15 protein-coding genes and 9 pseudogenes are annotated in these 22,719 nt (G+C 61.4%); 11 read left to right on the plus strand and 13 right to left on the minus strand.

Annotation, left to right across the window (positions count from 1 at the left end; genetic code table 11):
* Positions 1-415 precede the first annotated feature (415 nt).
* Positions 416-1,573 (plus strand): TlpA disulfide reductase family protein, encoded by a 1,158-nt coding sequence (locus tag GWG65_RS34050; RefSeq protein ID WP_342760694.1) that lies wholly within the window; start codon positions 416-418, stop codon positions 1,571-1,573.
* Positions 1,574-1,747: 174 nt separating this feature from the next.
* Here the strand turns inward: GWG65_RS34050 and GWG65_RS34055 are convergent, their stop codons facing one another.
* On the minus strand, positions 1,748-2,095 hold the full coding sequence (locus GWG65_RS34055; RefSeq protein WP_187436163.1) for a hypothetical protein: 348 nt from the start codon (positions 2,093-2,095) through the stop codon (positions 1,748-1,750).
* Positions 2,096-2,110: 15 nt separating this feature from the next.
* Positions 2,111-3,649: an IS21 family transposase gene (gene istA / locus GWG65_RS34060; RefSeq protein ID WP_275199830.1), complete on the minus strand. Its 1,539-nt coding sequence runs from the start codon at positions 3,647-3,649 to the stop codon at positions 2,111-2,113.
* Between the two features lie 184 nt (positions 3,650-3,833).
* Here istA and GWG65_RS34065 point away from each other — a divergent pair.
* Positions 3,834-4,272, plus strand: a pseudogene (locus GWG65_RS34065) (tyrosine-type recombinase/integrase); the annotation flags it as partial.
* Positions 4,273-4,281: 9 nt separating this feature from the next.
* Positions 4,282-4,476 (plus strand): annotated as a pseudogene (locus GWG65_RS34070) (transposase zinc-binding domain-containing protein); the annotation flags it as partial.
* An 81-nt stretch (positions 4,477-4,557) separates the two neighbouring features.
* Here the strand turns inward: GWG65_RS34070 and GWG65_RS34075 are convergent.
* The gene (locus tag GWG65_RS34075; RefSeq protein ID WP_342760695.1) at positions 4,558-5,592 is read right to left on the minus strand and encodes a tyrosine-type recombinase/integrase; all 1,035 of its coding nucleotides are present in this window, start codon (positions 5,590-5,592) and stop codon (positions 4,558-4,560) included.
* 31 nt (positions 5,593-5,623) lie between these two features.
* Positions 5,624-6,868: pseudogene (locus GWG65_RS34080) on the minus strand (tyrosine-type recombinase/integrase); the annotation flags it as partial.
* Positions 6,869-7,837: 969 nt separating this feature from the next.
* On the opposite strand from GWG65_RS34080, the pseudogene GWG65_RS34085 reads away from it, so the two are divergent.
* Positions 7,838-8,818, plus strand: a pseudogene (locus tag GWG65_RS34085) (IS91 family transposase); the annotation flags it as partial.
* 544 nt (positions 8,819-9,362) lie between these two features.
* Positions 9,363-9,698: pseudogene (locus tag GWG65_RS34090) on the plus strand (hypothetical protein); the annotation flags it as partial.
* 127 nt (positions 9,699-9,825) lie between these two features.
* Here the strand turns inward: GWG65_RS34090 and GWG65_RS34095 are convergent.
* Complete coding sequence (locus GWG65_RS34095) at positions 9,826-10,035, minus strand: helix-turn-helix transcriptional regulator (protein ID WP_148742494.1); 210 nt, start codon at positions 10,033-10,035, stop codon at positions 9,826-9,828.
* Between the two features lie 247 nt (positions 10,036-10,282).
* On the opposite strand from GWG65_RS34095, the gene GWG65_RS34100 reads away from it, so the two are divergent.
* From GWG65_RS34100 to GWG65_RS34120, 5 genes and pseudogenes are all read left to right on the plus strand, one after another.
* Complete coding sequence (locus GWG65_RS34100; RefSeq protein ID WP_148742495.1) at positions 10,283-10,513, plus strand: hypothetical protein; 231 nt, start codon at positions 10,283-10,285, stop codon at positions 10,511-10,513.
* Positions 10,514-10,760: 247 nt separating this feature from the next.
* Positions 10,761-11,072, plus strand: a complete 312-nt coding sequence (locus GWG65_RS34105; protein ID WP_187436166.1) for a hypothetical protein — start codon at positions 10,761-10,763, stop codon at positions 11,070-11,072.
* An 802-nt stretch (positions 11,073-11,874) separates the two neighbouring features.
* Positions 11,875-12,117 (plus strand): annotated as a pseudogene (locus tag GWG65_RS34110) (AAA family ATPase); the annotation flags it as partial.
* Between the two features lie 137 nt (positions 12,118-12,254).
* Positions 12,255-13,106 (plus strand): type IV toxin-antitoxin system AbiEi family antitoxin domain-containing protein, encoded by an 852-nt coding sequence (locus GWG65_RS34115; protein WP_148742496.1) that lies wholly within the window; start codon positions 12,255-12,257, stop codon positions 13,104-13,106.
* Between the two features lie 23 nt (positions 13,107-13,129).
* Positions 13,130-13,849: pseudogene (locus GWG65_RS34120) on the plus strand (IS66 family transposase); the annotation flags it as partial.
* A 193-nt stretch (positions 13,850-14,042) separates the two neighbouring features.
* Here the strand turns inward: GWG65_RS34120 and GWG65_RS34125 are convergent.
* The 7 genes and pseudogenes from GWG65_RS34125 to GWG65_RS34155 form a co-directional block, all read right to left on the minus strand.
* Positions 14,043-15,422: a pitrilysin family protein gene (locus GWG65_RS34125; protein WP_148743276.1), complete on the minus strand. Its 1,380-nt coding sequence runs from the start codon at positions 15,420-15,422 to the stop codon at positions 14,043-14,045.
* On the minus strand, positions 15,419-16,735 hold the full coding sequence (locus GWG65_RS34130; RefSeq protein ID WP_148743277.1) for a pitrilysin family protein: 1,317 nt from the start codon (positions 16,733-16,735) through the stop codon (positions 15,419-15,421). The genes GWG65_RS34125 and GWG65_RS34130 overlap by 4 nt, the downstream gene beginning before the upstream one ends.
* Positions 16,736-18,741: 2,006 nt before the next feature.
* On the minus strand, positions 18,742-19,104 hold the full coding sequence (locus GWG65_RS34135; RefSeq protein ID WP_235940325.1) for a hypothetical protein: 363 nt from the start codon (positions 19,102-19,104) through the stop codon (positions 18,742-18,744).
* Between the two features lie 42 nt (positions 19,105-19,146).
* A pseudogene (locus tag GWG65_RS40540) lies at positions 19,147-19,302 on the minus strand (hypothetical protein); the annotation flags it as partial.
* The gene (locus GWG65_RS34145) at positions 19,247-19,477 is read right to left on the minus strand and encodes a recombinase family protein (RefSeq protein WP_275199832.1); all 231 of its coding nucleotides are present in this window, start codon (positions 19,475-19,477) and stop codon (positions 19,247-19,249) included. The gene GWG65_RS34145 and the pseudogene GWG65_RS40540, both read right to left, overlap by 56 nt.
* Complete coding sequence (locus tag GWG65_RS34150; protein ID WP_275199833.1) at positions 19,381-19,878, minus strand: recombinase family protein; 498 nt, start codon at positions 19,876-19,878, stop codon at positions 19,381-19,383. Before GWG65_RS34150 ends, GWG65_RS34145 begins: the two co-directional genes overlap by 97 nt.
* The gene (locus GWG65_RS34155) at positions 19,878-20,201 is read right to left on the minus strand and encodes a recombinase family protein (RefSeq protein WP_275199834.1); all 324 of its coding nucleotides are present in this window, start codon (positions 20,199-20,201) and stop codon (positions 19,878-19,880) included. Before GWG65_RS34155 ends, GWG65_RS34150 begins: the two co-directional genes overlap by 1 nt.
* Positions 20,202-20,898: 697 nt before the next feature.
* On the opposite strand from GWG65_RS34155, the pseudogene GWG65_RS34160 reads away from it, so the two are divergent.
* Positions 20,899-21,900, plus strand: a pseudogene (locus GWG65_RS34160) (IS256 family transposase); the annotation flags it as partial.
* 322 nt (positions 21,901-22,222) lie between these two features.
* On the opposite strand, the gene GWG65_RS34165 reads toward GWG65_RS34160, so the two are convergent.
* Positions 22,223-22,719 (minus strand): transposase (locus tag GWG65_RS34165; RefSeq protein WP_275199835.1); only part of this gene is annotated, 497 nt, incomplete at its 5' end.

Here is a 22,719-nt window from a genome sequence, read left to right on the forward strand (position 1 = left end):
GCAGTCGGCGGGCGATTCAGTTACTGCGGCCCCGCCGATCGACTTGTTCCTCGCCAGCTTGCGAACGGCTTGGAAAGAGGGCGCATCTCGACCAACGGACCGGCCGATCCTAAAAGCGAAGCGAGCTCATCGTCGCCCTGACCCTTCGAATTTGTCGGTCAGCGGGCACCATCGGGTTTCTCACGCGCCTCCCTACTGGCGCAGCGCGGCTCACGGATGCGCATTCGCATGACGATCTGCGGCACGAAGGGGGCGATGCGTGCCCGAAATCCGACGCCGACGCAAAGCATGTCAGGTTACCTACAGGGGACCTTACTGGGCGTGTGGATGAAAGCTTTGTCATGTGCTTAGTGCGCGCGGACAGCCTGGCACGGTGATTGCTAATTCGGGTGAAGCGACAAGGTCGCGAGTAACTTTGGAGAAGATCATCATGCTATGCTTGGCGTCCCCGGCTCCTTCGCTCAAAGTCGAGAACTGGCTGCGTGGCGAGCCCCTCACGAACTTCGAGCCAGGGAAATTGTACATCGTCGAATTTTGGGCAACTTGGTGCGGCCCATGTGTGGGGATGATGCCCCATCTGATAGAGCTGCAAGCAAAATACAAAGACGAAGGGCTTGAGGTCGTCGGAATCGCAGATAGGGAAGAAGCACCAACGGCGGATGAGGCTCGCGCCAAGTTGGACGCATGGTTGACTGAAAAGTTCTCAAATCTGAACTATCGAATCGGGTTCGACAGTACAGGCGAAATGAAGAAGCTTTGGATGGATGCCAGCTCTTCTCTTGGGGTTCCGACATCGTTCGTCGTCGACCGCGACGGCCACATTGCCTTTATCGGTCATGCGATCCACATCGACGACGTCTTGCCGAAAATTATCAACTGCACTTGGCGCAGCAGCGATGAAGCTAAAGCCGCCGATGCGAAACGGATTGCGGAGAACCAACGCGTGGCGCGCGAACTCTCAATCCGCCGGACAATTCGACTGGCGATAAAAGCAAAGGATTGGCCGGCAGCGCTCTCAGCGGTCGAAGGGGGCATTGCCACGATGCCGGACAATCTCGCGTTCCGCGAGATTCATGCGGATCTGTTGCTTCACAAAATGCGCGACACGGCGACCGGCTTCCAGGTCTTGCGCCAACTGGTTCGAGATGCGATTGGGAAACAGTCGGAGGCTGTGTATGGGCTGAATATCGTGATGAGGCAACTCTTTGATCCGGATAACGATAGGGCCTACCTTCCGCGTGCGGAGCGCTTTGCGATCGCCAGAGACGTGTCGGAACATATCCTCAATTCAGTGCAAGCCAGCGGTGGCCTCAACTTTGCTTCTTATAGGGTGGTCGCTCAGTATTACTACGAGAGTGGTGACAAGCAACGCGCGATCGAGCTGATCGAGCGGGCAATGACGTACCTAGACGATCCGAAAGTGCCGGACGCTATGAAAAAGCATTATATGCCGCAGTTGCTCCAAACCTTGGCCAACTACAGGGGCGAGAAGGTTTGTTGCAGCGGGTCTTGTTCGATTTCGCAGGAAAAGTCTCCTGGAGCTCCCAAAGTGCAGCCGCAGGAGGAGACATGAAGAGAGATGTTAATCGAAGATGCACGATCGGGGCTATGTAAGCGCCTTCGAAGCACTCGCGACCAGCGGAACGTCTAGGATCATTTAGGCGATTGCGACACGCAAGTCACAAGGAAAGCCTAGCCCACAACAAGCGATGCGACGCCCTGCGGCCCTTCTTTGCTGGGTGTCTAGTTAGTCGTTCGTGAAGAACCGTCCAAGCGGTTGATCAAGAATCGATTTTCCGGGCGAGATTGGCTTTGAGATTGCAAGCTTTCGGGCTTTGACTGCCCAAAAGCTTGCAATTTCATCTTTGAGGATTGAACGAAGCCGCTGGCGCGGCAATTGAGGAGAGATGGTAACGGCCGCCTCCTGTCTGCGAGAATCGAGGGTTTCAGAGCCCAACCCTTCAGACAGGAGGTTTTCCGATGGCCCAGGTGAGCTCTCGGCCGCCTCGGGATTGTTCTGCAGTTCGACGAAGGTATCGGCCATGGCGGCGAGGCCGAGGGCGCGCAAGCGATCGACGGTGGGGTGAATGAGCATGCTGATCTCTCCTGATCAATTGTAGTAATTGCGGCCACGGATGTTGGTGTGGAAGAGGATGGGCGCCTCCTCGGCGGGAGGAGCGGTTCTGTCGGTGCCGTTCTTGAGGATGGCGGCGACCGATTTGTACGAACGGGCGTTGAGCAGCAGCGCCCGGGCGCAGGCGGCATCGACGCGTTCCTGGCCATAGCGCTTGACCAGCCCGAGAATGCCGATGGCCGAGCGGAAGCCCTGTTCCGGATGCGGCCGCGACCGCAGGATGACATCGATCAGCGTCTCGGCATCGGAGCCGACCTTGGCCGCTTCGGAACGAATGCGCTCATGCGTCCAGTCGCGATAGCGGCGATGTGAGCTCGGCATATGTTCGGGAATCGTCGTCGGGCGATGCGGCAAGGTGCTGCGCAGATGCGACGCCACCCGCTTGCCGCGGAGAAATATCTCGACGGTCTTTTGGGTGATGCGGGCCTCGACCTCTTGACGCACGAGGTTGTGCGGGACGCTGTAGTAATGCTTGGCGATCTCGACGTGATAATCGAGGTTGACCCGGCAGCGCTTCCACTCGGCATATTCGTACGGTTCGTCCGGCAAGGGGGTGAGCGCCGGATGATCGAGCTCCTCGAACAGGTCGCGCCGACTTCGCCCCCAGCTCCGGAGAGGTCGATCATTCAGCTCGACAAGGAGCGCGTGGATCGCCTGGTTGAGGGCGGCGAGCGAGAAGAAGCGGCGGTTGCGCAAGCGCGCCAGAATCCATCGCCCGACGATTTGGACCCCGACTTCGACCTTGGCTTTGTCGCGCGGCCGATACGGCCGCGCCGGCACGATGGCGGTGCGGTAATGGCGGGCGAGATCGGCATAGGTCCGGTTGACCATCGGCTCGTGAAAGCAGGCCCGGGTGACGCCGGCCTTCAGATTGTCGCTCACCGTCTGCCGGGCCGTGCCGCCGAAATAGGAAAATGCCCGAACGTGCGAGGCGATCCAGTCCGGCAGGCTCTGGCTGAGGCTGGCTTCGGCGTAGGTGTAGTTCGAGGCGCCGAGCACGGCGACGAGGATCTGCATGCTGCGCACCTCGCCGCTGAGCCCGTCAACCACCTCCATCGTGTGGCCGGAATAGTCGACGAACAGCTTCTCGCCGGCGACATGGACTTGGCGCAGGGTCGGCTTGAGGCGGCCGGCCCATTCCTTGTAACGCTCGCAGAACCACGAATAGCTGAAGCTGTCGGAGCTTGCATCGCAATACTCCTCCCACAACAGCATCAGCGTGACGTTCGGGCGCCGCAGCTCGCGATGCACGAGCGCCCAATCGGGCTGCGGACGCTCGTCGCTGGGCCGATCGGAGGGTGGCGGATATAGGCGGTTCTCGAGCCGGAGATCGTCATCCAACTCCGGCGGCAACGGCCAAGTCAGGCCGGCGCGGCGGGCTCGGTTCAGGTACTTGCTGACCGTGCCTTGGGCCAAGCCCAGGCTGCGGGCAACGCCGCATTGCGACATGCCGACGCTGTAGTGCAGGCGTAGAACTTCACGAATGTGGCGCATGGACAGTCTCTCTGTCGGCATCTCGATCCTCTGCGGTTAGGCAAAAGACCAAGCTACCCGGGTTGCAGACTGTCAGCGGTGCGCGCCTCCTGATTGCCCCCCGATCGCGATCGCTGGAAATAGCGATCACGATCGGCTGGAAACGGTGATCACGATGCTCTGGAATGAGTGATCACGATGGCCTGGAATCGGTGATCACGATCGGCTGGAACGCGCAGATATCGACAGTCAGCGGATGGTGATCCGGGTCGAACAAGGCAAAGGCGGCAGGGACCGTTACGTCATGCTCTCGCCGCAGCTTCTGAAGATTCTGAGGGCCTATTGGCGGCTAACCCGACCGACACGCTGGCTGTTTCCCGGCGGCGACAGTGAGCGGCCGCTTGATGCAACCGTGCTGCACGCGGCATGCCGCTCGGCCCACATCGCAGCCGGTCTGAACAAGCGCGTGACGGTGCACACACTACGGCACAGTTTTGCGACCCACCTTCTCGAGAACGGCGCCGACATTCGTGTGATCCAGGTGCTGCTCGGCCATGCCAGCCTGCAGAGCACGGCGCGCTACGCCCAGGTTGCCACCAAAACGATCAGCCAGACCCCGAGTCCGCTTGACCGGTTGTCGATTGGAGATCATTCCGCCCGGCTGATCGGGCATCATGGGTCCGGCTTTGGAGCTGGCGGACATATTCCGCCGCCACGGCGAAGCTTTTCGACAGGCGCACGCCGGTCACCTCGGCCGCGTCGAGCGACGCGTCATGGGCGCCATCACCGCGTGTCGGACGGCCGTGCTCGGTGGCCACGTCGAGCAATGCGACGACTGCGGTGCGACGCGCGTCGCCTACAACTCCTGTCTTATGGGCAAAGCCGGTAATGGGGAGCTGGCGGCAACTTGATCGCGTTCCTGTACTAATCACCGCTAACCCCGCTCTCCATTACGAGGTACGCCTGAGGAGTTCGATCAGCTTGTCGGTGGGCTGGAAGACGCCGCGCCGCAGGTGGGGCGGCACGATCGCCTGCATCGCATCGAGCTTCTCGGTCGGATCGCCGCGCGTGTAGACCTCGGTGGTCGTCAGCGTAGCGTGGCCCAGCCATAGCGACACCTTCCGGATGTCCCCGGTCGCTTGCAGAACGACCATCGCGCAGGTGTGCCTGAGTACATGGGGCGAGACGCGTTTCTTGGCGAGACCAGGCTGCTTGCGAGCCGCAGTCGCGGCGTGCTGCCTGAGCAGATAGGCAAAGCCCCATCGGCTCAGCGGCTCACCACGGGCGTTGACGAACACCTCAGGTGTCGTGACCTGCCCACGGATGGCGAGCCAGGCGCGCAGTGCAGCGGCCGCCGGCTTCCACAACGGCAGGGTCCGCTCCCGGCGTCCCTTGCCGAGCACAAGGATGCTCATCGAAGGCAGGTCGATGTCATCGACCTTGAGGCCCGTCAGCTCGGAGACGCGCAGCCCTGCGCAGACGGCCACGTGCAGCATTGCGCGATCGCGGATGCCATCGCGTGTCGCCGGATCGGGAGCGTCGAGCACGGCTTGGAGCTCTTCGCGCAGAAGGTAGGGCACCAGGCGCGTGTCAGTTTTCTTGAACGGGATCGCCAGTACACGGCGGATCTGCTCGAGCGCTGCCGGCTGCCGGTACTCGAGGAAGCGGAAGAACGACTTGATCGCCGCCAGGCGAACGTTGCGCGTCACGGCCGCGTTTTTGCGCTCGTCCTCAAGATGCTCGAGGAAGGCGCTGACGAGCCCGGCATCGATCTGCTCGAGCGTCAGCGCCGATGGTTTGACCTTGAGCCGGTCGGCGGCGAACACGAACAGCAGCTGGAAGCTCGAGGCATAGGAGTCGCTCGTGTGCCAGCTGGCGCCCCGCTGGCGAGCTAGTGTGTCGCGCAGGAACGTCTCGATGAGGGGAGCGATCGGCGTCATGCGGACCTCCCTTCGACATGAACGCTTCGCCGGCCGTGGCGACATCGCGCAAGAGGTCGGGCGTGGCCTCGAGATACCAGTAGGTCGCGTAGATGTTGACGTGACCCATATAGGTCGCGAGTGCCGCCATGTGCGCCCCGCAGCGGCCTCGGCCGGTAGGGCTGCCTTGCAGCGCGCGCACCGCAAACGTGTGCCGCAGATCGTGCAGGCGAGGACGGTGAGCCGACCTCGATCTAATGCCAGCCTTGTCGACCAGCCTGTCGAAGGTCTCCTTGACGGCAATGTAGCGCAGCGGCCGACCGCGCTTGTCGATGAACATCGGATCATCGTCCGCGCCGGGCCCGCGACGTGCCAGGTATCGCTGCAAGCCGGCGGCTGCCGTGTCGTGCAGCGGCACCAGTCGCGTCTTGCGGAACTTGGTCTCGCGGATCAGCAGACCGTCGCGGGTCACGTCAGCGATCGTCAGCTTCAGGGCTTCGGAGATCCTGAGCCCGGTGGCTGAGAGCAGCGCGATCAAGGTCGCTTGCGTGTGCGGGCGCAAGCCGCGCATTGGCCGAAGCCGCAGCGCAGCTTCAACCAGCCGACTGATCTCGTCTGTCGTGTAGATGTGCGGCGTGCGACGCTTCTTGCGGGCGCCGAAGTGATTTGCCGGCGGCAGCTCGTGCCCGACGTCCTCCACCCGGACGTGGCGTACGAAGCGACAGACGGCTCTGAGCCGTGCATCGCGTTGCGCGACGGATGGTCCGAGCGCGGCCCAGTCGATCGCTGTTTTTGTCTCGACGTACGTTTGTCCGCGCTCGGCCGCGAAGGCGGCAAAGCTCTTCAGCAGGTACTCCGCGGTCGACATCGCGAAGCCCGTAGCGCGGCGCAGCGCGAGATAGGTCTCGATGGCGTCGAGCATCAGAGCGCCTCCGGCCAGGGCTGAGCAACCTGCTTCAGCAGCGACGTCGGCCTTTGCGTAATAGGCCGTCGTGTCGATGCCGCGATGCCGAAGGACGAGTCCGATCTTGTCGAGCGGCACGCCATGGCGCAGCATCTCGGTCGCCGCGGTGGCGTGGGCCCCTTTGACCGGCGCCACGATGTCGGCCCGCTTCATGATGCGCTTCACCACCGACGAGATGCCGTCGCCTCGTCGGAATGGCCGGCACGGCGCGATCGTGCGCAGGAACAAGAGATCGTTCCGGCGGGTAGACGGCCGGCATTCGAGGTAGGCGGCGATCGCATCCCCGACGTCTTGCGGTAGCGGCAGCCGGACCTCGTAGCGCGACTTGCCGCAGACCCGCAGCGACCCTGTTTGCCACTCGATATCGGTGAGGCGCAGTGCGCCACGTCACCGGCCCGCAGGCCGAGGCGCACCAACAAAAGAACGATCGCACGATCACGCCGGCGCGCGCCGGCGTCGCCGTCACAGGCAGCGATCAGCCGGTCGACCTGCTCGGTCGACAGATACCGGGGCATGTCGGCAAGCTGCCAATGAGCGTAGGCCGGAACGGTGCCGTCGAGACCTGCCTGACAACGGCCTGCGACTGCGAGATACCGCAGGAAAGCCCGCAGGCTCGTCGTCATCTTCTCGATCGTGCCACTCCCGCTATTGCTCGTCCGCTCCAGGAAGTAACTGCGGACATCGTTCGGCCTCCAGCCGGCCGGGTCAGATCGAAGCTCCATCATCAGGCCCGCGGCGTCGCGGGCGTAGAGCCTGACGGTGGGATCGGATGCGCCGCGATGCTTGCGCAGCCACGTCTTGAAGTCGGCGACCAGCTGCGGCTCGGCGGATGCTGCCCCCACGGCCGCGGACCGGCAAACGCCGAGCTCGACGAGGTGCCGACGAAAGAGCCTGGCACCGTAGATGGTGTGGTGGTTGCGCCGGCCGCCTTTGGCGCGTGGACACCGGCAGGTGCGCAGGTGCTCGCCGAACGCGGCGAGATCAACGTCCGTTAGGCCCGCGCCTTGCTCGGTGATGACATGGCCGATGTGAGCCGCCGCTCGCAAATAGCGTACCGCTGTCTCGGGGCAATAGCCTTGCTGCTCCAGTGCCGCTGCAAACCCGTCAAGGTAAGGCCCGCTCGGCCCGCTGCGCAAATGCCCCAGCATCTTCGCCGCCGAAAAGTACGTCTCCAACATGTTCGTCCCCGTATGTGACCGGCCATCAGTGGCCGACCCGACGGGGCCGCACAGGCGACTTGTAATGGAGAGCTCGAGAGCGGCAATACACAGGAAAATACGGTGATAGCGATTGCCAGCTCCCCATTACCGGCTTTGCCCATAAGACAGGTAATGGGCGACGCCCATTACCTGCCGCAATCGGCACTGTCCGAAGTGCCAGGGCGCGGCACGCGCACAGTGGCTCGCCGAGCGGCAAGCCGAACTTCTTCCCGTGCCGTATTTCCACGTGGTCTTCACCTTGCCGGCGCAGGCCGGAGAGATTGCTTTCCAGAACAAGGCGGTGGTCTATGCCATCCTGTTCCGCTGCGCGGCGGAGACGCTCACCACCATCGCGGCCGATCCCAAGCATCTCGGTGCCCAGGTCGGCGTGACCGCCGTCCTCCATACCTGGGGCCAGACCCTGCAACACCATCCGCATGTCCACTGTGTCGTGCCTGGTGGTGGACCTTCGCTCGACGGCACACTCTGGTTCGCTTGCCGGCCCGGTTTCTTCCTGCCGGTGCGCGTCCTCTCCCGGCTATTCCGCCGCCTGTTTCTGCAAGAGCTGCAAGCCGCGTTCGCGGCTGGCCAGTTGGGTTTTTTTGGTAATCTCGCCGATCCCGCCGTGTTCACCCAGCGCCTCGATCAGCTCCGACGGACCGACTGGGTCGTCTACGCCAAGCCGCCTTTCGGCGGGCCCGAACAGGTGCTGGCTTATCTTGGCCGCTATACCCATCGCGTCGCCATCGCCAATAGTCGACTGATCTCACTCGCCGACGGCAAGGTAAGCTTTTCCTGGAAGGACTATCGGCAGAATCGCAAAGCCAAGGTGATGACGCTTGATGCCGGCGAGTTCATGCGTCGCTTTCTCCTGCACACCCTGCCGGATGGCTTCCACCGCATCCGCCACTATGGCTTCCTCGCCAATGGCGGACGTAGTGATAAAATCGCCCTGTGCCGCCAACTCCTTGCTGTCCGCCATCTTCCGCCAGATCCAGAAGCCGGCACCGATCCCCTCGTCAAATGCGAGATCCCCGTCTGCCCACATTGCGGCGGCACCATGCGGCGCGTCGACGTCGTCCCGCGAGCCGGCGCGCGGGGCCATCCGTTTCGTTGTGATACGTCATGAGCCATGCCTGCACCATCCACCCCTTCCGTGATCACTTTCTCGGTGGCAACGTCCGATGTCGCCGTGGCCGCGTTCGTCACCAAACATCCCGCCAATCGTTCGGCCACGCATCCCAGCGCAGCAAATCCCCCGCTGGATCGGCCCCATTGCCCGATCAATGGGGCCGCTCACATCAGCTGAATGTCTCGCCGACGCGCTACGACCACAGGCGCGCCTTCTCGGCAGCCGCACTGGCTGCACTATCCCCATAGCGCCCACAACTCCGCGGCTTCGTTCAATCCGGCTTCTATGAGGTCGCAGGCTACGCCAGAGCGCGCGGCTGGCCTTTGCCCCGCGACCTCACAGAACCCTCAAGATTCCGTCGAATCGCGCGTCGTGATTCCGTGATCGCATCGGAGGGAGCGATGCAACCAAGGGAACGACGAGAGACGGGACAAAGCGATCTCCTGCGCTCACGGCTGGACGCGATCATCGACGTCGGCCACCCACTGGTGAAGCTGGCACAGACGAGAGACTGGTCGTTCCTGGAGCAGCGGTTCGGAGAGAGGGCTATCGCGGCCACAACGCCCCGGCCGATTACAAGTTCAGGGTGTTCATCTCAGGACAGAAGCGGCGGGTGACGCCACAGATCAAGCGCGAGCTGCGACGGCGCTCCGCCGTCGAGCCGGTCATCGGCCACCTCAAATCCGAGCACCGCATCGGCCACAACTACCTCTGGCATCGCCAAGGTGACGCCATCAACGCCGTTCTCGCCGCCGTCGGCTATAACTTCCGCCGCCTAATCTGCTGGCTCAGGCTCTTGTTGTGGCAAATCATCGGCACCCTCGCCAAACCACGGGATCAATCAGCCTGCAAATCAGGATTCTTTACGGCCGACTAACTATACCGCTGTGCTCACAACGGGCCGCTACTCTCGGCAGATGCGATCCCATCTTATGCAGTAGTCCTAGCACCGGATGTTTATACGTCGCCGTCGGCACAAGTTGACAGCAGCAGCAATCCATATTTCAAAGAAGCCCGCGGCGGCGCGCCTTGATAGCAGCCTGGATTCGGGTGGTCACTTCCAGCTTTCGCATCGCGTTCTTGAGATGAAAATTGACGGTGTTCTCGCTGATTCTCAATATCACCCCTATTTCCCAGGATGACTTGCCCTCCTCTACCCACTGCAAGCACTGCTTTTCTCGTGTGGACAGCACAACGTCTTGCACTTCGATCATGTGTTTCTCCTGGAGCCGACGACTGGAACGAGATCAGCAAATGCCGTACCACGTGACGGCGATCGCAAACTCTCCTGCCAAGACAAGCCTTGAGGAGCATCGATCAGCCCGGGAAGCTGCCGATCCAACTGCAGCACCATCGGCTATCGAAGCGATTGCGACATACGTCGTAAACGCGACAGCAGTGGTTGCAACAACGGCACACTTGACGTCCGGGACCTAACCTAGGCATGGGATAGCTCTCCTCATGGCTGGTAAGCGCCAGCATTATGTCCCGCGCTTGTTCCAGCGCGGCTTTCTGCATGACCCCACGGAAGAGGCGGAGCGGACCCAGCTACATCGTCGCGGCTCCAAGGCAGAGGTTGTGGGCATGGCCGATAATGGCGTGGAGGACTGGTTCTGTTCGCGGAAATCGCTCGACGGCTCATTGACACTGGATGAGTTGATAACGGACATCGAACAAGATCAAAGTCGTTAACGCTATGCGGACCACGGTGCTGGGCGACACTATTGACTCGAATGTCGCCGCGCGACGCTTGATCCATCTCGTGATCCGAACCGATCACTTGCATCGCGTGATGTCGGAGGGCGTCAGAAAGGGGCGCGATCCGTCTTATTTGTACGCCACAGCTATCCAGCGGTCATACCTGCGCTCTATATTTGTTTCTTGGCGGAGAAGCCTACAATCTCATTGCCTCATACCGACTATCGTGCGGGGCGGAGGCATGAGCGGCAAGGGCGAAAAGACTCCGATCGAGGCATTAGGGCCGCCAAGTAATCGGAAAATTCCGCGTGCCACGAAGCGCCGTCGCAAGAACCGTGGCATGCCGCCGCCCGCAACGTTGGATATCAATACGCTGCCGGGCAGCTCTAATTTGACGGCATTAGAGGCCGCGGCGGTTATCCGTCGCACGCCCGGCGCGCTGGAGCAGTGGCGGCGGGATCCGAACCACGCGCTGAAATGGCGTTACGTCGACGGCCGCCCACTCTATCCTGTCGATGCGGTGCGCGAATATCCGTCACCTCCTGAACCCTGATCAGCTTGGTACGTTGGCCGGTCAGAAACTCTATAATCTGATTCAGCCACCATTCCTCAAGCCGCTCGAAAAGGCTCTGTCGTGACTGGCGCCTCACGGTGATCAGGCGCCGGTTGATGAGTTCCGGAATCTCGTCGATACGCGGTGTATCCGGGAAGATGCGAGCATAGAAGTCGCAAGCCTCCTCGGCGCTTAGGTCCGCGAGGTCAGCCTTCACCTTGGCGATCTCTTTCGACCGACTGGCTGCCAATGCGTGAGACGCATCCTTAGCCCTCGCGTCGCCATCGGCATCTGTGTCGGCGAACTGCTCCAAGAAAGAGCCTGTCGCAATAACTGCGGTAGTAAAGAGCAGGAAGTATGCGTTGGATCCAGCTCTTCCCGTGGACTCGTAATGAGCCAACCAGATACGCACCGATTTCCAGAAATCGGTCGAAAGATCCGAGAGACGGTCGCCCTGCGCTTTGTGCTTGCGGAAGCCGGCGATATTCGGCCGTCCGCTTCCACGAACTCGACGTCGTCGTTTCGCTCGATGTAGACGACGCTGTCTTCAGGAAGTGCTAGAATTCTCAACAGAGCAAATTTGGGTTGGAAAATGTAGCCAAGATTTCGATGCGGCTCTTTTGGCCGCGCTTTCCTTCCGGCGCCTCGATTGGCCGCGTTCGCTCCGGGGTGGGTCTAGATCGCCGTTCTCATAGACTTCCAATCAGCTGATACCAATAGTTCCGATCGACCGGGATTCGGAGTTCGCATGTTTGAGCGGTTCGTAGAACGTTAGGCGGAAGAAGCCCTTTCGGATACCCCGGTGATCCTGATTGTAGGACCGCGCCGGGCCGGCCGAACTTATATTACATTCGGCGATCAGACGGTCCTCGAGCCGCAGAGTCCAACCCGGCTGGTTTGATCGGGCTTGGACCGAGCCACCATCATTGACGAGATCCAGCGTGCGCCGGACCTGCTGCTGGCGATACAGAAGACGGTTGACGAGGACAAGCGGCCAGGTTGCTTGCTCACCGGCTTGGCAAGCGTGCTGACCCTGCCGCGTATCCCCAGGGCTGCGCATTAGAGATCGAAATGTGATTGGCGTGCCCGGCAAGCCAAGTTTGATTATGAGTTGTCTGCATAGTCGGGTTAGCAAATTTGCAAATCTATAAACTTGTTTGAAATACTACCATGTTGCTAAGTATGACTGAGCCTTCTGGCAGAAACCTAAACGTTCTCGAACATGCCCTCGCGGAAGGCCTATTGGTCGATGCCGAGTGGATGACGAAGCATCGCTATTCGACAGGTCTGCGCAGCCAGTACGTTTCGGCTGGCTGGCTGGTTCAGCCAACGCGTGGAACTTTCAAGCGCCCGCTTGGCACCCTGACATGGCAGAAATCGGTCATATCGCTTCAGACGCTGCTTGAGCGCCCCCTGATCGTCGGAGGGCGAACCGCGCTCAAATTGCAAGGCTTTTCGCACTACCTCCGAGTTGAAGGGCCGACCGTCGTCTATCTGTATGGTCCCGATGCTCCGCCCGGATGGCTCTCCAAGCTTCCGCTCAAAGAGCGTTTCACCTTCCGCAAGAGCACAACGCTCTTCAAAGCCGATCCCGTGACGAAGGGGCTCAAGAACGACGCGTGGAATGTCCAGAACAATACCGGCGCAGCCGCCGATGAATTCCAGGCAGGACCATTCAAGCAGATATGGGGCGAGAGCGAATGGCCACTCACCATTTCATCGCCCGAACGGGCGTTGCTTGAACTGCTCGACGAGCTGCCGCATAGCGAGAGCTTCCACCAGGTCGACATGCTTGTTGAGGGCTTGCGCAACCTCAGTCCCCGCAAGCTGCAAAAGCTGCTGGACGATTGCAGAAGCGTAAAAGTCAAAAGGCTGTTCTTCTGGTTTGCCGACCGGCACAACCATTCATGGCTGAAGCAAATAAACCGTGACAAGGTCGATTTGGGGAAAGGAAAGCGCATGCTGGTGAAAGCTGGAAGGCTCGATCCGAAATATTTGATCACCGTGCCGGAGGATCTCAGTGCCCCTATCTGAACGCTATCGGCAGAGCATCCACAAGACATCTGGCCCGGTTCAGTGGAATCCTCCAGGCGGACTGCTACAACGGCTTCGAGCCGCTGTTCGATCTGAAGAAGAAAGCGCTACCGATCATGCATTTTGCCTCGCGCATGCGAGGCGACAGTTCTTCGAGCTGGCCGACATCGCAAAAATGCCCGGGAGCTCAAGAAGGGTAAGCCGATCTCCCCGATAGCGCTGGAGGCGCTCAGACGCCTCGATGCACTCTTCGTCATCGAGCGCGAGATCAACGGCTTGACCGCCGCCGAGCGGCTTAGCGTGCGACAGCAAAAGAGCAAGCCGCTGTTCGATGCGATGCACGAATGGATGACCACCGAACGCGCCACACTCTCGCGCTCCTCCGAGGTTCGCGAGCCGATCGACTGCATGCTCAAGTGCTGGGCCGACTTCGCCCGCTTCCTTGATGATGGCAGAATCTGCCTGACCAACAACGCTGCGGAAAGAGCGCTGCGCTGTATCGCTCTCGGAAGACGCAATTGGACCTTTGCCAGGTCTCAGCGCGGGGCAGACCGCGCCGCTGTCATGGTGACGCTTCTCACCACTGCACGCCTCAACGATGTCGACCCGCAAGCCTGGCTCGCCGATGTTCTGGCCCGTATCGCCGATCTGCTGCCTCGCGCCTGCACGAGTTGCTTCCTTGGGAATGGAAAAGGCTACGCGCGGTCGAAAAAAACTCTGATCAGCGGTCCGTCGCAACCTGAACGTCTCAACTGGCTAGCGACCATCATAACCCAGACCGTCTATGCGCGCGCGTAATCGTTGCGCGGCAGTCGTCGGATGCGTAACGACTAGCTGAAGTGACGCGCTCTCGTGAGGCCGCCCCTTGATGTAGGCAGATCGGACGTCGGCCAAATAACGGCTATAGGACAGCTTGTCCTTAACGCGCACCGAATGTCACCTCACGGGTGTTGCCGGCGTTGCGGCTGATGGCGCGGCAGCCGGCTGGGCTGCGGCCTGCAGGGAACGGCCGACGATGACGGTGAGCAGGCCCTGGCCCCACAGCCGCTGTGCGACCTTCTTGGCGTCCTCCAGCGTCACCGCGTCGACGAGGGCGCTACGCTTCTCGATATAGTCGATCGGCAGCTTGTCGATCTGGCATTGCAGCAGCGCGTGCGCGAGTTTTGACGATGTATCCAGCGCCAGCATCTGCGAGCCCTTCAGGTACGACTTGGCCTCGTCGAGCTCCTGCTGGGTCGGGCCTTCCTCGGCCATGCGGCGGACCTGCTTGTCGATCTCCTCAACCGTCTCGCCGGCGCGATCGGCGCGGGTGCCGGTATTGCCGACGAACAGCGCGGAATGATCTATGCAGAGCAGCGTCTCACGGACGGAATAGGCGAGCCCACGCTTCTCGCGGACTTCGCGGAACAGCCGCGACGACCGACCGGCGCCGCCGAGGATCTGGTTGACGACATCGGCCGCCATAAAGTCCGGCTCCCTGCGGCGGACGCCCGGACCGCCGAAGCTCACGACCGTCTGCGGCACGTCGAGCGGAATGAAGACGCGCTGCGGCGGCTTTGCCGCAACTACATCGGCGGCCTCTGTCAACTGCGCCTTTGCCGGCAGGCTGCCAAAGGTCTTGTCGAGCAGTTTGCCAAGCGTCTCTGGATCGACGTCACCGACCACCGCGATCTTGAGCGTGTCCTCGGCGATCACGCGGCGGACATAGTCCTTCAGATCGGCGACGTCGATCTTCGGCACGCTCTCGAACGTTCCTCCGGCCTGGCGGCCATAAGGATGATCGTTGAAGGCGACTTCGAAGAACTTGCGATCGGCGAGCGTTGAAGGATCGGTGGAGTCACGCCGAAGGGTCGAGAGCACCGCCGCACGGATCCGTTCGACATCGGGCGCATCGAAACGCGGCGAGGTCAGCGCCATCCGCAGCAGGCCGAAAGCCTCATCCTTGTTGTCCTTGAGCATGCGCAAGGAGCCGCGAAACTGGTCACGGCACGAGGTAAAGCTCAGCTCAATGGCGCGGCGGTCGAGCCGCTCGTTAAAGCTCTTGGAATCGAGATCGCCGGAGCCTTCGCCGAGCAGGCCGGCGACCAGGTGACCGACGCCGGGCTTCTCAGCCGGATCCTGGCTGGCGCCGCCGCCGAAGGCATATTTCATCGCGATCAGCGGGACGGTGGCCTCCTGCACAAACCAGGCTTCGATGCCGCCGGGCGAGAGCAGGCGCTGGATCTTGGTAGCAGCAAATGATGGTGCAGAGCCGAGCGTCGCGATCGCGAGCGAGGCCCCACCGAGGACGGCACGCCGAGTGAGAGAATAGGTCACGAGCGCTTCTCCTCGGGTTTGGGCGCAGAATCGTTGATCAAATAGCCCGTCACCGAGCGCTTGTTGTCGAGCCAGTTCTGCGCGGCCTCGCGCACCTGCTCGGCGGTGACGGCGCGGATGCGGTCCGGCCAGCTTCGGATATCGTCGATGCTGAGTCCCGTGGTGAGCGCGGTGCCATACCAGCGCGCAAGCGTCGCTTGGTCATCCTGGGCGTAGATCGCTTGCGCAATCAACTGGGTCTTGACGCGCTCGAGATCCTCGGCGCGCGCGGGATTTTGCGCGAGGTCGGCGATCACCTTGTCGATCGCGTCCTCGATCTGGACGAATTCGACGCCAGGTTTCGGCGTAGCCGAAATCATGAATTGCGAGGCATCAAGCGAGGTGCGCCGGTAGCCCGTGCTCGTGCTGATGGAGAGCTGCTTGTCGATCACCAGCACACGGTAGAGATAGGAGTTGATCCCGCCGCCCATCAACTGCGCGAGCACGTCGAGCGCAGGGCTCTCGCCTGCGGCCGCAGTGGTAGCTGACGGCACGAGATAGGAGCGGCACCAGGTGGGCTGCTCGACGCGGGGATCGGAGAGCGTCACGGTGCGGGGTGCCGCGGGCGTCGGCTCCTGTGGCCGCACGCGCTTCGCGGGGATCGCGGGCTGTGCAGGAATGTCGCCAAAATTCTTTTCCACCATCGGGCGGATTTCCTTGGGATCGACGTCGCCGGCGACGATCAGGATCGCGTTATTCGGCGCGTAGAAGCGCTTGTAGAACGCGAGCGCGTCGTCGCGGTCGAGCTTCTCGATCTCCTGGCGAAAGCCGAGATTGGGGCGGCCGTAGGGGTGGTTGAGGTAAAGCGCCGCCCTGATCTGCTCGGTGAGCCGCCTATCGGGATCGTTGGCGACGCGCATGTTGAATTCCTCCAGCACCACGTCGCGCTCGGACAGCACGTCCTCATCTTTGAGAATGAGGCCGGTCATCCGGTCGGCCTCAAATTCCATCATCTCACCAAGCTGCTCGCGCGGCACCCGTTGGAAATAGCCGGTGTAGTCGGGCGAGGTGAATCCGTTCTGGTTGCCGCCGACGCGCAGAACGGTCTGGGAGAATTCGCCGGGCGGATGCTTGGCCGTCCCCTTGAACATCAGGTGTTCGAGGAAATGCGCCAATCCCGATTTGCCGGCGGTCTCGTCGGCGGAGCCAACCCTGTACCAGATCATCTGCGTCACAACCGGCGTGCGGTGATCGGGGATCACCACCACCTGCAGGCCGTTGTGCAGCGTGAAGCTCGCAGGTGGCTCCGAGGCGATTGTGATCTGGGCACGCATTAGAGATCCGCATTCTGCAGCGGTCGATCCCGACAAAGCAGGGGAGCCGCACGCCGTGGCAAGCAGGGGAGCAAAAGCCGGGCCAATCGCCTGATGCTTCCGCCCACGGACCGCTGCGAACAGCCGGACGCAAAACGAAGCGTGGCGCGTGCTTTCTCTTCCGAAAGCCAACCCGCACTTGTTTGCTATCCGCCAATTGTTGCGAACACAACGTTGCACACAAAACGCACGACAACTCGCCGCCTCGCGCTTGCCTAAATCTTGCAACGCCACATACTGGAGGCTTGAACTCGCGCCAGAGGCAATGCTCCGCCGTTTCGCGGCCGCGCCGGCGCCCGCCAGAACATCCAACGCTTGTCGCGGCGCGGCCGCACCAGGAGTACCCGGCCGCTTCGACGCCTGCCGCCAGCACGGCCAAGCGATCATCGTTTCGATCGATCAATATGCCGAGAAAGCGTTTGGCAAGCGAGACTATTTCCTAAATAGGCCTCCCGGTTTCAGGGGCCGGAGCGACCAAATCCCGAGGTCGGCGTCATCTGGGTCTATGGCGCCGGCGAACACGGCGTCATGGCCTTCACCGACTTCGGAATCGAAGATCTGATCGAGCTCGTCCTGATGCACGAAAGAAAATCCGACTTGGCTCAAGCGCTGGCCGCCCGAGTAATACAATCAGCCTGCGGCCTCCGCCGGATGCGTACCAAGCTTGCCGCACACCGTGCAGCGAAAAACATAGGTTGGGCCCCCACTGGATGCCCGCGATCGGCGTCGGATCGAAGCTCGCGGGGCCGTATTTCCGCGGGTCGCGATGTTGGAGGAATTGACTGAGGCCCGTCGATGTCAGCTCGATCGGATAACGCGGTGAGAAAGACGTCTGCGGCTGCGAGATCCCGAGAATGCTGTCGAGACGATAACTGCGCGGCTGGCCGCCTCGACCCCTAAAACAGCAAGCGCTTTTCTCAGCATCCGCGATGCGGATGATGTCCCCCGATGCAGCGAGGACGCACTGAAGCTGCGCACGGCTATGGGAAATCCTCGTCAGAGCTGGGGCTAATGTAATCCCTATGCAAAACGGTTGGTCGTTTGGCACCATCGAACAGAACGGTGATGCCGGTCGTACGGGAGCTTATATCGACAACGACGCCAACCTTGCCAGCCAGGTCTGGGCGACGAATTGTTCCGAGCTCGCTGAGTTTGAAACACGCGCCGACCGCAGTCCTATCTATTCTCAAATCCATGGTTGCGCCTCGCAAAGAGACAGATCGCAATGAAATGGGAAGGTGGTTGGAACAATAATTGGCGGCCGCCGTCGTTGGTTTCCAGCCGGCCCGATGCTTGGGACAGATGTCATGCGAGGAGGGCTGAATGCCGGCAAGCCTGATCGCATTGTGTCGCGGACGATCAAAGTGTCGCGCGCTCGGCGCGCAAACTGAACTCCCAACGACGACGTCATCTCCGCTATCGATAGCGAGATCGCGGCTGCGCGCGATCCGGCATGCGCCGACTTTTCTGGCTCCGCCGCCTCAGACAACGCAGCCAGGTCCGACGCACTTTGCGGTAGAGGCCGTTGAGCGCTGGATAATTGTGCCGCCTTCCATAATAGCCGTAGTGCCCGCGCAGCACGGCGGCGAACCGCTCGTGCTGCGCGGGCAGTGGCACGTGCATGAGACTAGGTGAATACTGAAGCGGATCCCGAAGGCGCTGCGGCTCGCCATGGAAGGGGCGTAGAAAAATCTACGCTTGTTCACGCTATCGCCCTCCAGCGCCCCAACGGAATCAAGCAGTTAGTATCCTGTTGCGATATCGGTAGTAGGCAAACGTGCTGATTTCTCGCTCCTTGCTGCGGTTTTCGGGGAACAGGTTCTTGCCGTAAGGCGCGGAGCTGTTCAGGTAGGGGGTATATTCATAGGGCATCCGCTTGCGAACCGGATGCACTACTATGCCTTCAATCAAGTTGCGGAAGGCGACGCGAGTTTCGATCGCCTTCGGATTGGTCTTGAGCGCGGTGATCAGCCTTCTAACCTCCGAAAGGTATCGGTCACTGAATTTCGGGCGATCGAGCCAATCACATTTTCGCCGCGACCGCCCAGCAGCCGCAAGCGGTCTTCAATGCTTTCCCGCTCCAGGTCGCACTCATCGATCCGCTTGAGCAACTCGTCCGGCTTCCGACGGCTATTTGCGATGGCATATGACAGGCGTTCGATCTCGGTAGTCAACACGCAGCGTCGACGCTCTAGCTTAGCGTGTTCGCTGCCCTTGTTCCGATCGTTTTTGCGCTCCTCCTTCCAAGCACGCATCGCCTCTTCAATGGCTTTCGGCGAAAGCAATTCCACTTGGATTTTGGCGGAGGCATCCTCGAGCAGAACGTCCATGTCAAAGCTACGGGTGTGCTCGCAGGTGCCCCGCTGATGCGCGCTCGCGCATGCCGCGCGGGGTGCACCGTTACGCGAGGATTGAGCGATTCGCATATGGCCATTGCAGACGCCGCACCGGAGCACACCGGCAAGCGGGTCCTCATTGTTGCGCGGGATCACGGCGCGACGCCGCGGCTTGCCAGTCGGTCCGAACATAGATACGGCGCGCGCTACGAACCTTCTGCGCTCGATCCCAGAGCACTTGCGGAACGATCCGCAGTTCTGGCTTTTTGACTATGATGTGGCGTTCTTCTGGATTGCGGCGCTTCTGTTTTCTTCTGCGTCTCCGGGTTGAGAATTGTCGAGCGAACGTTCCAATGTATCTCGCCAATACATAGATCGTTGCCGATAATGCCGCGACCATGCCGACCGCCTGTGTTGCACTGATGATTCCAGATGGTGCGACCAGCCTTGTTCTTCTGACAGTACCTCTGGTGAGGGCACGCATTCGCGCGTGAGATCAGCGGCGATAGTTCGGGTCGAGTGGCCCGCTGCATATTCGGTGAAGATGCGGAGCACAATCTTTGCTTGGTTCTCATCGATCACGCGTTCGCCCGGCGCGCCCGGCCTTGGCCGATAACCATAGGCGTATGAGCCAGGAATTCTTCCGTTGGCAACAGCGTTGTCATGGCCGCACCGAACCTTTTCGGTGAGCTGCGGCTTGTAAATCGTGTTGTACCGACTTGCGATGCTGATGTCAGTGGCGGTCGCATAGACCCCTTTCTGATCCATCAGCTCAACGCCGTTGAACTCGAAAACCTGCTAGAGACGCTGGATGGTTGCGGGATACGCGACAAGCGGTCGAAGTGCTCAACGACGACGACGTCAAAGTTCCGGTTTCGCACACCGTTAAGCAAGCGCTGATAGCCGTCCCGCGCACCTTCGGTAAGACCAGATTTTGCGGCATCCACAAATTCGCCGATGACATCGAGGTGGTTGCGCAATGCGACCTTCCGGCAGAGCAATAGCTGACCGTCAATCGAGGTCGCTTTTTGCATGTCGCTCGAATAGCGCGCGTATAGTACGGCCGTTTTCTTCGATGACGCTGTCGTCATGCCGGTCCTCTATCGGCTGCTCCGAGCCGTGATTTTCATCCTGTGCGATCTGACGTCCGATGGTGCGCGCCAACTCAAACCAGATTTCCTCATTGTCCGGATTATCCCAGCTTTGAGGATGGGAGGGGGCAAGCGGTCGGATGGTCGCTCGTTGTCTTTGGAGAGATCGGATGCGCGATGAGGCGCGTAGTCCAGAGCAGATATGCAAAGCAAAGCGGAGTAAAAATACGGGCGGGTGACGGTGGCGTAATTCTATTCGTGGCCGCCCGGTGCCTAGCGGAGCCGTTCTCGGTTCACGCGGATTCTCGTACAGATGTGTAGCGGCAGCCGCGGAGCGCCGGCTCGTCCATCAATAAAATCTGGCCGCTGGCGGCGAATTGTAGCGCACAGTCCAGACGCGGTGGTCCGACCCCAAGGAGCTGTCGATGATTGGGTCTTTTTCTTGTTTCGATCACCCTTGCGTCAAGGCTCCAAGAGCAGGCACTCGCATTTCGTGAGCTCCGTATTCGCGCGTCGAACTGCACTTGCGCGCAGAAGTCCTGGTCGTGTCCCGGGTGATGGTGTAGCTCGGTAGAGCAAAGCCGCCCGGACGCGCGCCCCCAATAGCGCCGTAGCGGGCGGGCGGCTTTGCGGTGGTCACCGGCGGTTCGCCGGTAGGGTCGGGTTGCTGACACCAACCTGATTCGAGGAACCACCGATGACCGATGAGATGATGAACCTGCGGACGCTCGTGGAGAAGACCCCCGATGCGGATCTGCTGCGCGAGATGATCGGCTTTGCCGCCCAGCGCCTGATGGAGCTGGAAGTGGAGGGCCAGACCGGGGCCGCCTATGGCGAGAAGAGCCCCGAGCGTCTTGCGCAGCGCAACGGTTACCGCGACCGGATCTGGGAGACCCGTGCCGGCGCGGTCGAGCTGCGCATTCCCAAGCTGCGCAAGGGCTCTTATTTCCCAGGCTTCCTGGAGCCGCGCCGCATGGCCGAGAAGGCGCTCACAGCAGTGGTGCAGGAAGCCTACGTGCAGGGCGTCTCGACCCGTTCGGTGGACGATCTGGTGCAGGCCATGGGCATGACCGGCATCTCCAAGAGCCAGGTGAGCCGGCTGTGCGGCGAGATCGACGACAAGGTGAAGGCGTTCCTCACCCGCCCGATCGAAGGCGACTGGCCGTATTTGTGGATCGACGCCACCTACGTGAAAGTGCGCCAGCAGGGGCGGATTGTCTCGGTTGCGGTAATCGTCGCGGTCGGCGTCAACAGTGACGGCCGGCGCGAAGTTCTCGGCATGGATATTGGTCCGTCCGAAGCCGAGACGTTCTGGACCGCGTTCCTGCGCAAGCTCGCCCGGCGCGGCCTGCGCGGTGTCAAGCTCGTCGTCTCCGACGCCCACGAAGGCATCAAGGCGACCGTGGCCAAGGTGCTCAACGCCAGCTGGCAGCGCTGCCGCGTCCACTTCATGCGCAATGCATTGGCGCATGCCGGCAAGAGCGGGCGACGCGTCGTCTCCGCCTTCATCGCCACCGCGTTTGCGCAGGACGATGCCGAGGCTGCCAAGACGCAGTGGCGCAAGGTCGCCGACCAGCTCCGCCCCAAGCTGCCGAAGCTTGCCGGCTTTCTCGACGAGGCGGAGACCGATGTGCTCGCCTACATGACCTTCCCTGCGCAGCACCGGACCAAGCTGCACTCCACGGATGAGATCGACAAGCAGTTTTTAGCGGGCTCCGGAAGATGCATTCTTTTGTTCGACCGCGCCGCCGGCATTCTTCCGTCCCGACCGCCCTTCTCGCAGCTGCCGCGCGCAGGGGCGGTCAAGGCTGGCCGCAGTTTGCGGCCACCGCAAGGCTCGGCCTTGACCGGCCCGAGCACGGCGGCATCCTCGATCGGATCGGGCCTGGAAAGAAACAATGACTCACCGGCCCCGTGTCCCAGGGGGATGGGAACTAGCCCGAACAGCGATTGTTATTGTCGTGCGCGGGTGACCTCGTGGCGAAGAGCGGCGCGTCGGCTGTAAGCGTCGCCGGGCAGCCCTATCTGTGTCCTGCCGGGTTGAGGCGCCCGCGCGCCTTTTCTTTTGGCGGGCGCGGGCGCCAAGCTTCGACAAAGTGCTCATATCTTCTCTGCGCTTGCTCGGCGACGTGCATCTCCTGATCGCGGAGTTGTTTGATATTGTACGCGTAGGCAGGGCCGCGCGTGTTGCCTTTTTTCTGCGCTCGGCCAGCCTGTAACTCCATGCCGCGCATCTTGTGAGCGACAAGACTGGGCCGGGCCCAGAGGTAATCCTCTTCGTTCGTCAGCAGATGCCAGCACAGGACGGTCAGCTTGCGCGCTACGGCGACGGCGGCCACCTGATGGCCCCGTCTGGCGCGGATGCGCACGAAGAAAGCGTGGAGCGGTCCGGGTGTCTTGGCGGCAGCCCAGGCGGCTTCTACCAGCATGGCCCGGGCGTGGCTACGTCCGACCTTGCTGATCCGGCCGTGATGAGCGGCACCGAGGCCCGACTGGTGCACACGCGGATTGAGCCCGA

The sequence above is a fragment of the Bradyrhizobium sp. CSA207 genome, assembly GCF_029051685.1.
Classification (GTDB): domain Bacteria; phylum Pseudomonadota; class Alphaproteobacteria; order Rhizobiales; family Xanthobacteraceae; genus Bradyrhizobium.

Coding starts and splice junctions, on each gene's coding strand:
- GWG65_RS34150 (WP_275199833.1), bottom strand. CDS start 19,878: ATGGATCAGAAAGGGGTCTATGCGACCGCCACTGACATCAGCATCGCA.
- GWG65_RS34135 (WP_235940325.1), bottom strand. CDS start 19,104: ATGGACGTTCTGCTCGAGGATGCCTCCGCCAAAATCCAAGTGGAATTG.
- GWG65_RS34130 (WP_148743277.1), bottom strand. CDS start 16,735: ATGCGTGCCCAGATCACAATCGCCTCGGAGCCACCTGCGAGCTTCACG.
- istA (WP_275199830.1), bottom strand. CDS start 3,649: ATGCCGACAGAGAGACTGTCCATGCGCCACATTCGTGAAGTTCTACGC.
- GWG65_RS34155 (WP_275199834.1), bottom strand. CDS start 20,201: ATGACGACAGCGTCATCGAAGAAAACGGCCGTACTATACGCGCGCTAT.
- GWG65_RS34075 (WP_342760695.1), bottom strand. CDS start 5,592: ATGTCGCCACGGCCGGCGAAGCGTTCATGTCGAAGGGAGGTCCGCATG.
- GWG65_RS34055 (WP_187436163.1), bottom strand. CDS start 2,095: ATGCTCATTCACCCCACCGTCGATCGCTTGCGCGCCCTCGGCCTCGCC.
- GWG65_RS34100 (WP_148742495.1), top strand. CDS start 10,283: ATGGCTGGTAAGCGCCAGCATTATGTCCCGCGCTTGTTCCAGCGCGGC.
- GWG65_RS34095 (WP_148742494.1), bottom strand. CDS start 10,035: ATGATCGAAGTGCAAGACGTTGTGCTGTCCACACGAGAAAAGCAGTGC.
- GWG65_RS34105 (WP_187436166.1), top strand. CDS start 10,761: ATGAGCGGCAAGGGCGAAAAGACTCCGATCGAGGCATTAGGGCCGCCA.
- GWG65_RS34115 (WP_148742496.1), top strand. CDS start 12,255: ATGACTGAGCCTTCTGGCAGAAACCTAAACGTTCTCGAACATGCCCTC.